Here is a 16,465-nt window from a genome sequence, read left to right on the forward strand (position 1 = left end):
GTTCGGACCTTACCCAGCTAACATGCTGGAAATATTAAATAAAAATAAAAACAGCACGACAACAAAGAACTTGCGATATAACAGTTTACGCATAACTATTTCCATTGGCATTTGTGGTTAATGAGTTGAGGCAATGTACCCAGAGGACATCTGCTCTAAAACGATATATATATCTTTCGATTTTCTTTAGAGAAGTAAATGCACGGTATGCACAGAGTCTCCATCCGAACTGGATAATTCATACCGGGTGGAACTTAAATTATGCTGTTTCAAAATTTATTTGTCAAATTCATTTGTTGCATACATTCTTTGCGGTTTTGTTATGATTTCGACGGGGGAACTGATTAAGCAGCTAAAGCCGTTGGCTCAACATAATAAAACTATGCAAAAGCAAATCACTATCTGCATATTTCTTCATTTCTCAGGAGTATTGCCGCGCAACAAAACAACGTACTGTCACCCACCTGAAATTATGAGCAAAAAAGAAAAGGCCTTTCGTTATCTCATGCAAAAAGCAAAGGTTACCTTGAAAAATTAGCATTTTCGATGAAGAACAAGGGATGGGGAAAATGTTAACACAGGCATACACTTAATATCGGAATCTTCGCTTATCTCAGAAGATACGATGTTGGATGGAACAAAGAAGGTGGACGAATCAGCAACTGTTCAAGAGACCCTTAATCAGTAGCAGGCAAAGCACTGTTTTGTTCAAATGCACTGTCAGCCGGCGTCATTGCTCCATAGGTCGCAAGCCATTTTGCGGTAAGTTGCGACAAATGCTTCTGCTCATCATTTTTCAGGCCTTCGGGGTCAAACCGTAACCGCTGGTGCAGATGAAACATCTGGGTGAGGGCAACAATATCAATATGATGTTGCTGCTCAATTTTTGCGACCCAGGATAAAAAAGACTCATTTTGCTTGCGCGGTATCCCGTACTCTGACACCTTTTCCATTACCCTGTAAAATGGCGAGTCCACTACCGTCACCTTTTGCCTCTCCACCTGTGCTTCAACCCGTCTGGTCTGCGCATTCATTCGTCGATAGATCCGAAAAATGAGGATAAGTGTCAGTATGACAACAACTACAGTCAGAACTATTGTATAATTCTGCTCTGTTCCTATGCGGAAATGATCGTATTTTAATTTGAAATACGAAAAAAGATCCTGCGCCTTCTCGAACCTGGCTCCATTTTCTTTTTCCAGAGCTAACCAATTGGCCGGGGTAGTATCCACCACCACCCATCGGCCATGGACAAAGGCTTCCGCCCAGGCATGACTGTGCCGATCCCGCACCACATATTTATTTTCCAAGGTGCTTTTCTCTGACACCACATATCCTGTCACATACCTGCTGGGAACCCCTGCCTGCCGCAACATGAGTGCTGTAGCAGTAGCAAAAAGCTCGCAATACCCCGAACGATCAGAGAGCAGGAAACGCTCAAGCGCAGAAGCATACTGTCCAGGGGCAACGGAACGTAAGGAGTAGGTGAAACCGTCTCCAAAAAATTGTCGTACCTGCTGTATCTTCTCCTCAACTGTAAGATGATCAAGTTGCAAGCCGTCTACGATTGGAGCAAGGTAACGTTTTTCATCCTGCTGAACAGCAAGATTTCTGTACGAGGGTATGTCAACAGGTGGAAATACATCAGGACTAAAAAAAATAGTATAGCGTATTAACGGAGCCCCATCGACAATCCTCACAATCCCATCCTTTTTTTGAGAGAGTTCATAAAGAGTGGTCCCTGTTACCCGGTAACTGCCATAGGGTTGAGGTAACAATCCCTGCTCTTTGGGAAGATAATATTCTATGGTTGCCTGCTTGTCGGGCTTGTGCGGTTGCGGTTGCAAATCCCAGCCTAAGTCGCGGACCAAGAGGTATTCGAACTGTTTCTTACTGTGCCAGGTATCTTTATGATACGTCGCATAACTTGCCTGCCGTAACAGTCCCGGCGAAATCCCATTGTTCGTGACCCGCAATATAATTTTACCCGAGAATTTTAATTGCCCAATATTGCCATAGGAGAGGTGGGATTGAAAAGGATCGGTATACTTCCCCGCATAATATGCGCGCATCAGATGCCTGGTTTTCTCCCGTACGTACTGATGCGCGGTCTCGGCAACCTTGAACCCCAAAAAGCCACCAAGCAAAACAACAATAAAAGCCAAAGAAAAAACAAATCTGGAAAATCGGCGCCCCCGATTAACAAAAAGCAACCAAAAGAGTAATCCCGAGGCAAAGGGGAAAAAAAGAAGAGAGCGGCTATTGGCCATGGCTGCGGCAACAAGGCAAACTCCCAAATAATATATTTTAAAATCCAAGGGCTCATGGGCATAAGCTTGCTTACGCCGAAATCCAAAACGAGTGCCGATAACAATCTCGCTCTGCCCTGTATAAATTTGTGCAAGAAGCAGCGGCAGCAGAACAGCTGGCTGCCAGACGATCACTGTCTTTAAAAAATATACTTTATCCACATTAAGCAGAATAATTGCCGCAGCAGCCAGAAAAATGATGGATGTCAGATCGGAAACCCGTATAAAATCATCCTGTTCCAACTTCCATCTTCTTCCCATAAAATGCTCTGCGCCAATAATCGCTGCCAGCAGCACACCAATAAGAACATGTTTACTTTCCAGCCCCCAAAAAAGGACTGCAGCAGCGAGCAGTAACGTAGGAGTACTCATTGTAAGTCAACAATTTTTATTGCCGCATCAACAGGAAAAATCTTTGCTTCATGCAGCATGTGGCGGTGCAGTTTTTTCCGGGTAAGTTGTTCATCGGCTGTAACAACAATGACCTTGCAGCTTTTTTTTTCTTGAGCCAACAGGCGTACCAAATCTAACCGTTGCTCATCAACATCGAGGAGAATGAGAATCACCCCGCTCAACAGAGGGAGATTCGCCATGAGCGTTTTTGTCATGGTCTGAAAAGAAAATGCGCCACAGGCATCAGCGCATGCCAGCGCTTCGAGGAGACTATATTGATCAGTATTACCTCTTCCGCAAGACAACGAGACCACACCTGACTGACTAGCTAAAAACATATCAACAAGGTTAGTCGTGATATCCTGATCAATGATTATCGATGCTGCAACGGAAAGAACATCCTCAAAAACGGCACCCCCAGGCTGAGTCGTATAGGTATCGACTACCACCCCGTATCTGGAAAAATATTCATCTTCAAACTGCCTGATAATGGTTTCCCCCGTTCTAGCGGTCGCTTTCCAATCAATATGCTTGACCGGGTCACCCGAAAAATATTCACGTAAAGAGACAAATTCCCCTATATCGCCACTCCCTGCTGCGGCTGTCAGCCCCCCCTGATGGTATTTTCTTGATTTTGGTGGTTGTCCGGATACCACAGGATAGCGTTGGGGCAGGGCAAGCATTTTACTAGGAGCACTCACAAAAAAACTTTTTTTAAAAAGACCGAAAGGATCCAGAGAAAAGAGCACGTAACCGGTTAAAGAAAGGTAGCCTCTTCTCAATGGCACCAATGAAATCTCTACAGCTTTCTTTTCACCTGGAAGTAAGTCAGGCAGTTGGTGGGACTCCAGTTTGACACCAACTATCTTTCTCAACAGATCCCGCCACTGGTAATAACCCAATTTGCTGTCTACGACATTTCGCTTGCTCCCTTCTTCTTTGAGACAAACAAGATATTGCTGATAGGTCGGCAGACCGCTTCCACCCTGTTCTCGAAAAAAAACACCAGCTACTGCCTGGGGGCAGTTATTTTCCGCCTCCAGCACGTAGGCAATTTTTTCTCCAGTGGTACAGGTTTTGGGCAGTATTCTCCGTACTCTCACCTTGGGGGTGGAAAAAAAAGACATGAAAAAGGCAACAATCATCACCCCAAAACAAATCGTGGCCAGTTGATACATCATGGTCTGTCTGGTATTCAACCCAAACACCATCATCAACACGGTGAACAGGACTAACAATCTGCCCAAGGGTGTGGTCCTGGCATGCAGTCGTTGCTTCAGTCCGGCAACGACCCTGTAAAGGGTATAGAACCTGTACCTCATCGGGGTTGAGGGATCTGCTCAAGAATGGAATGAATAATTCCCCGGGCAGTCAATCCGGAAAACCTCGCCTGGGAAGTTAGTTGCAGACGGTGTGCAAGCACATATGGCGCTGCTTCCACGATGTCATCTGGAATGACGTATTCTCTGCCGCCAAACAGGGCCAGAGCCTGAGATATTCTCATTAAAGCAAGCGATGCTCTGACACTGGCACCAAGCAAAATACTTTCAGCTTTTCTCGTCCCGCTGACCACATCTACAATATAGTACTGCAGCTCTTCTGAAATTCGGATGTGGGCAAGTGATCTGGTGACCTCTCGGACCTGCTTTTCCGAACTTACCGGAAGTACCGAGTTCAGAGGATGGTCGACAAGTTGGTCACCGAGCACTGTTACTTCTGCATCTCTATCGAGGTAACCAGGAGAGAGTTCGATCATGAACCTATCCATCTGGGACTCGGGAAGAGGATAGGTTCCGTGAAACTCCACCGGATTCTGGGTAGCAATGACAAAAAACGGTACAGGCAAAGCGTAAACCTTTCCCTCAACCGTCACTTGCCGCTCTGCCATAGCCTCAAGCAGGGCAGACTGAGTCCGCGGGCTTGCCCGATTAATCTCGTCAGCAAGCAATATATTTGTGAAAACTGGGCCTTGAATATATTCAAAACGCCCACTATTTTGTCTGTAAATAGAGACGCCTAGAATGTCTGACGGCAGCATATCAGGAGTGAACTGGAGCCTGCCAAAGGCCATATCAATAGATTGAGCCAGACTTTTAGCAATAGTTGTCTTTCCCGTGCCAGGCACATCCTCCAGCAAAACATGTCCACCGGCAAAAAAAGCTGCCAACAGCAATCGTACAGTTTCGCTTTTGCCCCTAATGATAGTTTGGATCTTCTCTGAAACTTGGGTATACACGTCAAAAGCCTGGGAAAAATCCGCAGGCAATGTTTTTGTTTTCATTTCCATCGTATTTTCAACCATGGTTAATTTTCGTTATTAATTGAGGGTACTTTGAAAAATAAGATTTTTCAAAATATTCTTCAAAGAGATTGCCGTACTCCTAAAAAAAAGAAGCTGCCACTAAAGCTGTCTTTTTATCCTTTCAAAAAGCCTGTGCCCATATTATGGGTAAGAGAAAAGATTGTCTCCCTGGGTTGTTTTTATACTTTAACAGTACCCTAATAACAGGTAACAACTACAAGAAATTTCCGGAGGTAACATGAAAAAAATATTCCTTGTTCTTCTGCTCTTCTTTTCCATGACCGTTTCAGCCCAAGCAGTTGATGGCACAGTGAATGTAGCAAGTAGTTTCTCAGTACAGGCAACAGCAGATCGACTGGAAATTATAATGCAAAAAAAAGGGCTGACGGTATTCAATCGGATAAAGCACTCCGAAGGCGCTAAACTCGCCGGCATTGATTTACGGAAGACGGAGCTCCTTATTTTCGGTAATCCGGTTGTCGGAGCACCCTTGATGAAATGTCAGCAGACTGTAGCTATAGACTTGCCACAAAAAATGCTGGTCTGGGAAGATAAAGATGGCAAGGTATGGATTACTTACAACAGTCCCCAATACCTGCGTGACCGCCACACTATTTCAGGATGCGACAAGATTATAGCAAAACTGGAAAAAATCTTGGCATCGATTAGCCTGTCAGCCTCAACCGAATAAGCCCAGCGAGATAAGATCCTCAACCGCACAAACGATTCTGCAGACTCGCTACTTCTCTAATCACCCCCACCCAAGGATTTGCAATTGCTTCAATATTGCACCATACTGCTCTATAACCTGATTGTGATACTTGGCGGTCTATTGCTTCTACCACTGCTCTTGGTAGGTGTTCTCTCAAAACAAAAATATAGAACACGAATCGCTAAACGTCTGGGTTGGGGACTCCCCATTATCCATCAGCACCCCCCCTACAAACAAACCATCTGGATACATGCCCTGTCCGTAGGTGAGACCACCTCAGCCCTGCCCCTGGTGAAAGGACTGCGCGCTGAATACCCCGATGCATTGATCGTCTTTTCAACGACCACTCGTTCAGGGCAGACTCTTGCCGATACTATTATCAAACCACATGTAGATGCCGTCATTGCAGCACCGCTGGATTTCCTGCTAACGATTAACCTCTTTATCCGGTCTATACAGCCCGATATCTTTATATTGACAGAAACAGATTTCTGGCCGAATTGGCTTTTCCTGCTCAACCGACAATCCATCCCAACAGTGCTTGTCAACGGGCGAATTTCACAGGAGTCGTTTATAAGGTACCGTCGATTTGCCTGGTTCTTCAAGCCCCTTTTTTCCGGCTTCACCGTACTCAGCATGCAGACTGCGAACGATTGTCAGAATTTGAAACGACTGGGAATAACTTCGACAAAAATTCATACGTTGGGAAACCTGAAACTCGACACCCTTCTCCTTAAAGAGTCTCTACCAGATACTGATATTTCCCAGCTTAAGCAGCATTATGGGTTACTCCCCGATGCACCGGTGCTGATATGTGGTTCGACCCATGATGGTGAAGAAACAATTCTCTTTAATGTATTTGCCAGGCTCAAAAACACCTTCCCCGAACTGCAGCTTATAGTTGCTCCCAGGGACATAGGCCGAAGTAGCAAAGTCCTCGACCTGGCGCACACCTACAATTTCCGCTGCGCCCAAAAAACCTCTTTAGCCCTCGACGCGCCCTACGACCTCCTCATACTTGACACTCTTGGCGAATTGGCCGCTGCCTATCAGCTGGCAGATGCAGCCTTTATCGGCGGCAGCCTTGTTGCCCAGGGAGGGCATAACCCCTTAGAGGCAGCCGTGTTCGCAATCCCTGTCTTTTTTGGTAACCATATGGAGGACTTTTCAGAAATCGCAGCGGAACTGGTTCATTGTGGAGGCGGGATACAAGTTCCCGGAGAGAAAGAGTTACTGGAATCCTTAACTCATGTTTTTGCCGACGCTTTGTACCGGGAAGAAAAAGGAAAACGGGCCAGACAGTGGGTCCGCGCCAATCAAGGAGTGGTGAGGCGTCATTTGGACTTACTTCTAGACTTACTTCCCCCCAAACTGGGGAAATAAAGTAAAAAAAGGAGATCATTATTTGGTAGTTGCTTTCAACCGAAAACTTTCCGATACTCTGCTCCCATGGGTTGCTATCGGGTATGTAACCGGTTCTGCTCTCACTCTTGCCCTTCCCTCCTCTAAACTGTCACTGTTTATCTTTCCGTTTTTTCTTGCCTTCCCGCTATGGGGACTCATTTTTTCCAGGCGATTGCATACTTCTTATGGACCGATTGCCTGTATAGCGCTTTTCTTCCTGCTTGGTGTTACACTGACCAACAATGCGCTTCAAGGACCTCAAATAGACAATCATATCGCCAATCTCATTACTAAGAGCCGGGAGGCAACAGTAGTCGGCACCATTAGCACCATGGTTGAGTATAATGGGGAAAAGAGTAGATTCACCGTGATAGCGGAAGAGATACTGCTCCACTCTTTGCACAAACAGTCCAAAAAGTTTCAACCCACATGTGGTAAACTGCAACTGGCAATCAGGCATGATCTGACAGGTACCTTTCAACCAGGTATGAAAATAATGGCTATTGCCACCCTTTCCCCCCCTCGAAATTTCCAGACACCGGGAGCATTTAACTACGAATTTTATCTGGCAGAAAAAGCAATTTACACAACGGGATGGATCAAATCATCGGCAAGTATACTCGGAATTGTCGGCAGCAACTCCTCTTTATGGGAAAAAGTTCGTTTTGCACCGCAACGCGTGCGGCAGCAAATTGCTATTTTTCTCTACACCCATTTAAACAAGACAATCTGCGGTTTGTATCAAGCCCTGCTCATTGGTTACCGCGGCAATATCCCCTCGCAGATTATTGAACAATTTAAAAACGCAGGCACGATGCACCTGCTTGCAATTTCAGGCCTCCATTTAGGCCTATTAGGCGGCATAACAGCACTGCTGCTGACCTTTCTAGGCAAACGCTCGCAATGGCTGCTCCTGCACACCCATGTCCCGACCATGGCTGTGTGCCTGACACTACCACTTCTTTTCACTTACTGCTTAATCGCCGGAGCAAATGCTCCGGTTCTACGAGCCTTCCTTATGGCAGCACTAGCTCTGTATGCCCTGCTCATAAGAAGAAAAAAAAATCTGATGCACTTGATTGCCGCGGCAGCCTTATTGATGCTTATCTACAAACCACTTGCCCTGGCAACAGCCTCGTTTCAACTTTCCTTTGCTGCTATTATTGCCATTGCCGCCATCCTCCCTAAATTGCCGCTCTCTTCTTCTGATGAAAAGCAGACCGAAAAAGGGAGCAAATTTTCATTTGGCAAACTCATTCTCTCTTTACTGATTGTCTCCTGCGCAGCAACCATTGGCACTCTCCCAATAATGCTTTTCCACTTTAATCAAACATCTCTTGTCGGCCCGGTGATGAACCTGCTTCTGGAACCGCTCCTTTGCCTCTGGGCGCTTCCTGCAGGATTAGTTGCGCTTCTCTTTATGCAGCCGGCTCCTGAGTTAGCACTCTTGATATTGAAAATCGGCCAGGCAGGTCTATGGCTGGCAGTAAAAAGTACCGCTGCAATCGCCGCTTTCCCATTTTCATCGGTATGGACCATCACCCCTACATATTATGAAATTGCTCTCTATTATGTAGTCATTGCCTTGTGCCTACAGGGCAACTTTCAACAGAAATACGCTCTGAAAGCCGTTGGTATCGCAAGCATGTCGTCTCTACTCATGCTCTCTTTCACCTCCTCTTTCTGGCATCCACGCCACAGCAAGGAGACCAGAATCCATTATTTGGACATTGGCCAGGGGAATGCCACCCTGTTACAGCTACCTGATGGGAAAAACATCCTCATTGACGGCGGAGGGGCCCACTCTACACGTTTTAATATCGGTAGAAACGTAATTGCTCCTTTTCTTCGCAAACAAAGAATCCGGCACCTTGAAAGCATCCTCATTTCCCACCCGGATTCCGACCATTTTAACGGCATCCCCTTTTTACTGCGCCAGTTTTCACCCGATACGCTGTACATCAACGGGCAGGAAGAAAAAGATGACAAGCCCTACCAAAGGCTTCTCTCCATAGCACAACAGCAAGACGTTGCCCTTATAAAGGGAACAGCCGGCACTATCATTTCCACCAGCAGACAATACACATTATCATGCCTTGGAATGAGAGGACTGCTGGATGAGCATAAACAGTGGTCTTCCAATGAACAGAGTCTGGTATTCCTTTTACGGCACGGTTCTCGAACTTTTCTCTTTCCCGGCGACATCCCTGCAACAGCAGAAGATATTTTACTTACCCGTCATCAGACTCTCGCAACCGATGTGCTTCTGGCATCTCACCACGGCAGTATTACTTCAAGCAGTGCTACTTTCATCGAGAAAACTCGTCCACAGTTAATTCTCGTTTCCTCAGGAAGCAGCAAAAAAGGTCTACACCCTCACAGCAAGCATATCAGACAATGGAAAAAACAAAAAATACCCGTTCTCATAACCGCTGCAGACGGCACGATTACCTGCAACACCAATGGAAAATCATTACAGGTCAGCACCTTTTCAGGGAAAAAAATAGTTTTCCAATAAATTTTTCCGCAGAATCTACCCTACAAACCACGTGCGGTAATTTACCACCGGAGTCTTCGCTACCCGGAGTCTTCGCTACCTACTGCGCGGCTTGTGCCTTGCCCTGCGAAACACTTTATTGAAGAGAAATCCGGGTTGATTAATTGCTTGAAATTTATCGCTGCATGCAATATTTTCTCCCTCCACATCATTCGACCATCAACATTGGAGTATGAAAAAATGGTATGTTTGGGTAAACGATGTCCTTGCTGTGGTGGAAAAAAAATGATGAGCAGGGGGCAGAACTCATGGATGGAGCGCACCTCTTTTGCTTCGCCACTGGTGTGCACTGAATGTGGGCAACGGCTCACTTCCTATGGACTGTGCACCATATCCGCCGAACAACGCAGACACAACAGGTTCCTGCTTCCAGCTTCTTTTTTATTGCGCATACCCGGCGACAAACCCCAGTTTGCTCGCATAAAAAACATCAGTCAAGGAGGCATCAGCTTTGATAATCTCAGTTGCTGCCTGCCGGCTCACAAAACTTTGCGAGTTGACATTTTTAACTGTAATACCGGCACGGGGATAGAGCAGCTACCTGTAGAAATTGTATCGACCCCTGAAAAAATCCAGAACGAAACACCCGTTGCTGCAATTCAAGCAACCAAAGGTGCCCGATTTCTTAATCTTACCCAGGCACAGAAAAAATTACTTGCCGACTGTATCCAAACAAATGGGAAGTTGGAAGAGATCCAACCCCCCGAAGAGCTTATATCTCAGTAAAATCAACCGGTGCCTTTCTTAAAAATTTTACAAATTTCTGCTTTTCGGAACAGTTGATGTAAGCATCTTCTGCACTGACTTTTTTCTTTTGTAAAAGCTCAAGAATGGCATCATCAAGGGTCTGCATACCGTATTTTTTCCCTGTCTGCATTACGCTGGGAATTTGATAGGTCTTCGCTTCCCGTATAAGGTTACGTACCGCCGGTGTACAGATTAAAACTTCCAAGGCGGCAACCCGTCCTTTTATATCCACTCGTTTAAACAACGTTTGAGACACCACCGCTTTTAAGGCATCAGCCAGGGTTGATCGAACCTGTCCCTGTTGGTTGGCCGGAAAGACTTCAACCACACGATCAACTGTTTTCATAGCATTCATGGTGTGCAGGGTTCCAAAAACCAGGTGCCCGGTCATTGATGCTTCCATGGCCAAGGTAATGGTTTCCAGGTCGCGTAGCTCGCCCACAAGAATAATATCAGGGTCCTCACGAAGCGCTCCCCTTAGTGCAGCTGTAAATGATTTAGTATGGGTACCCACTTCGCGGTGATTAATGACACACTGCTGGGATTTATGGACGAACTCGATGGGGTCTTCAATGGTAAGAATATGGTCTTTTCTTGTTTTGTTACACTCATCGAGTATGGCGGCAAGGGTGGTCGACTTACCTGATCCTGTAGGGCCGGTGACAAGCACCAGGCCTTTGGGTAAAGTTGCAAGTTTTGAAATAACCTTTGGCAATCCCAGTTGGTCACAGGTCATAATTTCGCTTGGAATCTCACGAAAAACAGCGCCAATACCATACTTCTGCTGGAAAAAATTACACCTGTACCTGGCGAGACCCGGTATTTCGTAGCCGAAATCCATGTCCCCGGTCTCTTCAAATATCTTAATTTTATCTTCCGGACAAATCTCATACAACATCTGTTTAAGGGTTTCATTATCCAAAACCTTAAACTTAACCCGCTCCATATCACCACGGATCCGCAATACCGGCTGCTGACCAGCCATTACATGTAAATCCGAAGCACCCTCATCGTTCATAAGTTTAAAAAATGCGTCAATCTGAGCCATATATTACTCCTTTCACCGGCATGCAGGTAGTATATCAACTAAAAAACCAATGTTTTACGGACATATCGTACCACATCATCTACGTTATCCATAATTTCAAACAGTAATAAATCATCATTTTCGATCTTTCCACTCCCCTGCACCTGATCATGCAGCCACTCGACGAGACCGCCCCAAAAACTGGAACCAAAGAGGATGATCGGAAAAGGTTTTATTTTTCGTGTCTGTATCAGTGTCAAAGACTCAAACAACTCATCCAATGAACCAAAGCCACCGGGCATACAGATAAAAGCCATCGAATATTTCATAAACATGACTTTACGGACAAAAAAATAGCGGAAATCCAGCGGCAGATTAACGTAAGGATTACACTCCTGCTCATGGGGTAAATCAATATTCAAGCCAACGGAGAGTCCCCCCACATCTATGGCCCCCCGATTGGCAGCCTCCATAATACCAGGCCCCCCTCCTGTTATAACGCCATAACCAAGAGTAGCTAATTTGGCAGCCAGCTGTCTGGCCTGTTGATAATAAGGGTCGTCCTCTGTAGAGCGCGCTGATCCATAGATAGTAACTGCAGGTTGTTGCAATCCTGACAGGGTATCGAACCCCTCCACAAACTCCGACAGGATGCGAAACATTCTCCACGAATCGCCCCGTTCCATATTATCGAGACAATATTGATTTTCCCTTTTAACCTGATGCTTTTTCACTGATTGTCCCCTACAAGGTGTTTGCCGAGATTTCTTTGAGCCGCCGTTCAATTTCCGCCTGCTGCCGTACAGTAACGCTTCCATTTTTCAACAGTTGTATCAGGCGTCGTTCAGCACGGACGCATAGCCCTTGCTTCATATCCAATCTTGCCACCAGGATACCGCACTCAGCATGATTGCGTCGCCGCCGCAGACAAAGGTTTGCCGCCTCTCTGGCTTCTTTCCATTTTGCTGTGTGAAAATAAACAAAGGCTAAGCGATATAAATTATCAGGATTTGCCGGGTCAAGATTCACCGCCTGTTTGCAAAGTCGCAGCCCTATATCATCACCCTGTTTTTCAACTACATACAACGCACCGAGTAAACTCAGGCTAACACTGTCTTGTGGATATATCCGAAGTGCTCGCTGGCAGGCGGCGATAGCTTTTGTATAATCGCCTTTTGTAAAATAATTTTTACCAAGCAAACGATAAAGGAGGAATTCCTTTTCACAACCAGACCTGGAAGACCATTGGAGCAGCACATCAATTGCCTGCTCTGTACAGCCAAACTCGGTATATAACCTCCCCAATGGCAAAAAGAGTTCTCCCCCAACAACTTCGCCCTCAGGTATAACTTGCCGTGCCTTTTCCAGAGTAGCCATGGCATCTCTTTTTGCTCCTACAGCCTGTTGGGCAAGACCTAAATTGACAAGGGCCATATGATTATCTTCATGTTTCAGAAGGACAGCCTTAAAACAATCAACAGCACGACTATATTGATTAAATTCAACCAGAGTAACGCCTAAACTGTTAAGCAGATTGATATCCCCCGGGAGCAATTGAAGCCCATAACGATATTCCTTGCCTGCAGTTTGAAAATCACCATCATCAAAATAATAATCCCCGCTTATATTCAATGTTAAGTGATCAAAAGCCACCGCTGATCCCGGCTCTAAAAAGGAGCTGTGCATAAGCGCCTTGGCACAATTCACAAGGGTTTGCGTTTTTGAATAACCCAGTGTCGGCCACTCGGCGATCCCTACTCCTTTTACCGGTAAAACATGTGCCCCCTTCTTGCAGCTGTTAAGCTGTTCTGTAATTACCGGCAAAGAAAAATCGTCATTATACGGAAGGAATACATATGTTCGCCCCTGCTCGCTACCAATACATTCACCCTTCCCTTGCAGGATTTCCAGCACCTCCTGCTCCCTTATCATGTTAGTAGCGGCTGCATCCCAGGCAAAAACTGCTACTGCAAATCGCGAATATCCGCGCCATCGCCGCTGTATTTTTTTTAACAGTGGGTTTGATGGCAATGAAAAAGGATGATCAACAAGCGACCCGGCATCGCACACTCCGAACGGACCACGTTTTTCAGCAACAAGCAGTCCTTCCCATGCCTTTTCCACGATATTCTGCTGAATGTTCCCTGAAGCAATTCCCACTTGCACCTTGCGCATACCGTCCCGCTTGAGATGCTTTTGCAACACTTTGCACGCCTGGGCAGCTTTTTCCGCAGCAGTATCAAAAAAAAGTACGCCAAACACTTGGAGTCCGCAGGAAAAAAGATACCCAGGTACTACAGCCTGTAATAAATCCGCCACCTGCTGATAGCGAATCATGTTGACGGAAGCAGCCCTACTCGACATTCCTGTATGAATAAACAAAAAAGAAGACAGGGCATCATGCTGCAACTCTTTCAACAACCACAAAGCACGTTTGTTATACATCCCGGTTTCGGGATCAATATAGATTTTACGCACGTTTTTAAGTTGCTTCAAAAGTATCACTTGTAATTCACAAAGCCACTGCTCAGACATTTTTGCCAGTAATGCAGGATCAGCATCACTGATGACCACACTTATACGTTCAGTTGACTCAAGTGTGAGCGGTACTATAAGCACACCGTGCATTCTTGTTGGAACCGCGACATCTTCCAATTCCGCGACCTGCTTAGGTGCCAGAGAAAGAATATCTCCAACACAAGGTAGTTGCTCATTTTTCTGAAAGGTAGCAAAGGTAACAGATGCGGGAATAGGCAGTGTCGCTTCCACGGAATGAGCAAAGGGTACCTGCAGTATAAAAAAATCGGTTATTGCCAGAGCATCATCATCATAGAGTAAGGGAAATAACATTATATGTTCCCCGAAACAGATTTCATTTTTTCAATTGCAGCAACCATTGCATCAACTATGAGCACTACTTCATCCTCAGCCACCGTACGCATATCCAACAACAATCTCTCATGTTCAACTCTGCCGATGATCGGTATAGGTTGCCCACGCAGTAATTTCTCCAGTTTACCGGCAGAAAACGACTCTGATTGAATAGCCACCGCAATACTCTCAACCCCCTGCTCAGGCATAGCTCCACCACCAACTCGCGATGTGGTCGCTACAATATCCAGCTGAAAAAGGCCCTTACATTTTGCTTTTAGGTTATTCACGCAGGCTTCCGCTCTAACTTGCACCTGATCCGTAGATTCGGCAATCATCGACAACGTTGGAATCTGCTGAATGGCTTTCTCTTCATCTAAATAATATCTCAAAATGGATTCAAGTCCACTGAGAGTAAATTTATCTATCCGTAATGCACGGTTAAGCGGATTCTTTTTGATCTGTTCTATATATTTTTTACAGCCAACAATAATTCCTGCTTGAGGTCCTCCTAAAAGCTTATCACCACTAAACGTTACGACATCAACCCCTGAGGAAACAGCCTCTTGGACCGTAGGCTCTTTTTCCAAACCAAAACGACTTAAATCAATCAATGAACCTGACCCAAGATCCTCTACAACCGGGATATCAAACTCATGACCGAGAGCAACTAGCGCGTCATTTGACACTTCACTCGTAAAACCGATTATGCGATAATTACTGCAATGTACCTTAAGCAGGACACCTGTATCTTGGCTAAGAGCATTTTGATAATCTGCTAAATGAGTTCTATTGGTTGCCCCCACTTCAACCAGAGTCGCACCACTTCTTGCCATAACATCAGGAATTCTGAAAGACCCCCCTATTTCTACAAGTTGGCCTCTGGAAACAATTGCCTCCTTCCCTTTTGCTAGAGTTTCTAAAACAATGAGGACTGCCGCGGCATTATTATTGACAACCAGTGCTGCTTCAGCACCGGTGAGTTCACAAAGAATATCTTCAATGTGAGAATAACGACTGCCTCGTTTTCCAGTGGCAAGGTCGAACTCAAGGTTACTATACCGCGAACCGGCAAAGAAAAGAGATTCCATGGTTGCTTCAGGGAGCAGGGATCGGCCTAAATTAGTATGGATGATCACCCCTGTTGCATTAACAACTTTCCTGAAATGATACTGATGCCCGTCACAGACATACTGTATAAGCCGAGGAAGAATACCGTCTTCATCAAGAGTAAGCGGACCTGGATCATTATCTGCCTGAATACTTTTTCTGATTTGGGCTAAAAATTGACGTACTAATTTTTTCATGCGATCCCGAGGGATACCTTGGACCTCAGGGATAGTGGCGAGTATGTTGAGACAATCATTAACATTTGGGATAAGAGGTAACAAATGACTTTTAGTAGACATAAAAGAGTATTATGAGCAAAAATTATTAATTAGCACCGAAGAAAACGACACGTCACAACCGGCATGTTACGTCAAAACCTCTGTTCAAGGCAAATGGATTATAAGAAGCCTCTTCATTCCTCTACATTTAACAAGGTATATTTTGAATAAACAAGAAAAGGAAAATTAGTTATTGACGCCCCGGCGAAGATCGAGTAGTTTCCCGCCCCGTGCCTGACAAAACATGTAGGCAAAGCTTGAAGTGGATTGTTAGTTATTTAATGATTCCAAACCTTTGGCGATTAAAAACAGATTTTAACCAGCTAAAAAAAAGAGGTTGACTTCAAGGGCGCGGTAAGGTAGTTTGCCGCTCCGTTGCGTGACGAACGTGTTCGCCACGCAACATACTGAGGATCGTTGCCAATATCAACGATCACACCTTTTGTGTTGCCGAAAGTTAGCTTCACCAACGGCGAAAAAAATCTTGACGGTAGAGCGCAGTTGCAGTAAGGTGTTCCACCACGCTGTTTGACCAACGTCAGTGAGCAACATGCTCTTGATAGTATCAATAGGTCAGGCAGTACATACGGTTATAACTTCTGTTATACCGAGGCCACGTACAATGGCTTTGATCTTTGACAACTGAACAGTAAACAAGCGGGCCAATTGATTTTGGTTTTTTTGAAGTAAGTAAGTCCAATCGTAAGTGATTGTGGCTAGGATATAAACTGGAGAGTTTGATTCTGGCTCAGAAC

At 45.4% G+C, this 16,465-nt stretch carries 12 protein-coding genes; 4 read left to right on the forward strand and 8 right to left on the reverse strand.

Annotation, left to right across the window (positions count from 1 at the left end; all coding sequences use genetic code 11):
- Positions 1-677: 677 nt before the first annotated feature.
- Genes JWH17_RS06890 through JWH17_RS06900 form a run of 3 tightly spaced genes read right to left on the reverse strand, consistent with a single transcriptional unit; the run spans position 678 to position 5,004 of the window.
- Entirely contained in the window at positions 678-2,681 is a 2,004-nt protein-coding gene (locus tag JWH17_RS06890) for a transglutaminase-like domain-containing protein (protein WP_205221851.1), read from the reverse strand.
- A complete protein-coding gene (locus JWH17_RS06895) occupies positions 2,678-4,024 on the reverse strand; it encodes a DUF58 domain-containing protein (RefSeq protein ID WP_205221852.1) in 1,347 nt (448 codons plus the stop codon). The genes JWH17_RS06890 and JWH17_RS06895 overlap by 4 nt, the downstream gene beginning before the upstream one ends.
- Positions 4,021-5,004, reverse strand: coding sequence for an AAA family ATPase (locus tag JWH17_RS06900; RefSeq protein WP_232370952.1), 984 nt, complete (start codon positions 5,002-5,004; stop codon positions 4,021-4,023). The genes JWH17_RS06895 and JWH17_RS06900 overlap by 4 nt, the downstream gene beginning before the upstream one ends.
- A 238-nt stretch (positions 5,005-5,242) precedes the next feature.
- Between JWH17_RS06900 and JWH17_RS06905 the strand changes: the two genes are divergently transcribed.
- From JWH17_RS06905 to JWH17_RS06920, 4 genes are all read left to right on the forward strand, one after another.
- Entirely contained in the window at positions 5,243-5,695 is a 453-nt protein-coding gene (locus JWH17_RS06905) for a DUF302 domain-containing protein (RefSeq protein ID WP_205221853.1), read from the forward strand.
- An 84-nt stretch (positions 5,696-5,779) separates the two neighbouring features.
- Positions 5,780-7,099 (forward strand): 3-deoxy-D-manno-octulosonic acid transferase, encoded by a 1,320-nt coding sequence (locus tag JWH17_RS06910; RefSeq protein ID WP_205221854.1) that lies wholly within the window; start codon positions 5,780-5,782, stop codon positions 7,097-7,099.
- Positions 7,100-7,121: 22 nt separating this feature from the next.
- Entirely contained in the window at positions 7,122-9,638 is a 2,517-nt protein-coding gene (locus tag JWH17_RS06915) for a DNA internalization-related competence protein ComEC/Rec2 (protein ID WP_205221855.1), read from the forward strand.
- 264 nt (positions 9,639-9,902) lie between these two features.
- Positions 9,903-10,403 (forward strand): PilZ domain-containing protein, encoded by a 501-nt coding sequence (locus tag JWH17_RS06920; RefSeq protein ID WP_205221856.1) that lies wholly within the window; start codon positions 9,903-9,905, stop codon positions 10,401-10,403.
- Here JWH17_RS06920 and JWH17_RS06925 read toward each other — a convergent pair.
- From JWH17_RS06925 to JWH17_RS06945, 5 genes are all read right to left on the reverse strand, one after another.
- A complete protein-coding gene (locus JWH17_RS06925; RefSeq protein WP_205221857.1) occupies positions 10,390-11,472 on the reverse strand; it encodes a type IV pilus twitching motility protein PilT in 1,083 nt (360 codons plus the stop codon). The two genes, JWH17_RS06920 and JWH17_RS06925, sit on opposite strands and share 14 nt — an antisense overlap.
- 38 nt (positions 11,473-11,510) lie before the next feature.
- Positions 11,511-12,185: an LOG family protein gene (locus JWH17_RS06930; protein WP_319548310.1), complete on the reverse strand. Its 675-nt coding sequence runs from the start codon at positions 12,183-12,185 to the stop codon at positions 11,511-11,513.
- A 10-nt stretch (positions 12,186-12,195) separates the two neighbouring features.
- Positions 12,196-14,301, reverse strand: a complete 2,106-nt coding sequence (locus JWH17_RS06935; RefSeq protein WP_205221859.1) for a tetratricopeptide repeat protein — start codon at positions 14,299-14,301, stop codon at positions 12,196-12,198.
- Positions 14,301-15,731, reverse strand: a complete 1,431-nt coding sequence (gene selA, locus JWH17_RS06940) for an L-seryl-tRNA(Sec) selenium transferase (protein WP_205221860.1) — start codon at positions 15,729-15,731, stop codon at positions 14,301-14,303. The genes JWH17_RS06935 and selA overlap by 1 nt, the downstream gene beginning before the upstream one ends.
- A 552-nt stretch (positions 15,732-16,283) precedes the next feature.
- On the reverse strand, positions 16,284-16,465 hold a 182-nt coding region (locus tag JWH17_RS06945), incomplete at its 5' end, for a hypothetical protein (protein WP_205221861.1).

The organism is Desulfogranum marinum (assembly GCF_016918565.1).
GTDB classification, from domain to species: Bacteria; Desulfobacterota; Desulfobulbia; order Desulfobulbales; family Desulfobulbaceae; genus Desulfogranum; species Desulfogranum marinum.

What these genes read in the sequence shown, in the direction of transcription:
- JWH17_RS06890 (WP_205221851.1), bottom strand. Translation starts at nt 2,681, where the DNA reads ATGAGTACTCCTACGTTACTGCTCGCTGCTGCAGTCCTTTTTTGGGGG.
- JWH17_RS06895 (WP_205221852.1), bottom strand. Translation starts at nt 4,024, where the DNA reads ATGAGGTACAGGTTCTATACCCTTTACAGGGTCGTTGCCGGACTGAAG.
- JWH17_RS06900 (WP_232370952.1), bottom strand. Translation starts at nt 5,004, where the DNA reads ATGGTTGAAAATACGATGGAAATGAAAACAAAAACATTGCCTGCGGAT.
- JWH17_RS06905 (WP_205221853.1), top strand. Translation starts at nt 5,243, where the DNA reads ATGAAAAAAATATTCCTTGTTCTTCTGCTCTTCTTTTCCATGACCGTT.
- JWH17_RS06920 (WP_205221856.1), top strand. Translation starts at nt 9,903, where the DNA reads ATGATGAGCAGGGGGCAGAACTCATGGATGGAGCGCACCTCTTTTGCT.
- JWH17_RS06925 (WP_205221857.1), bottom strand. Translation starts at nt 11,472, where the DNA reads ATGGCTCAGATTGACGCATTTTTTAAACTTATGAACGATGAGGGTGCT.
- JWH17_RS06935 (WP_205221859.1), bottom strand. Translation starts at nt 14,301, where the DNA reads ATGTTATTTCCCTTACTCTATGATGATGATGCTCTGGCAATAACCGAT.
- selA (WP_205221860.1), bottom strand. Translation starts at nt 15,731, where the DNA reads ATGTCTACTAAAAGTCATTTGTTACCTCTTATCCCAAATGTTAATGAT.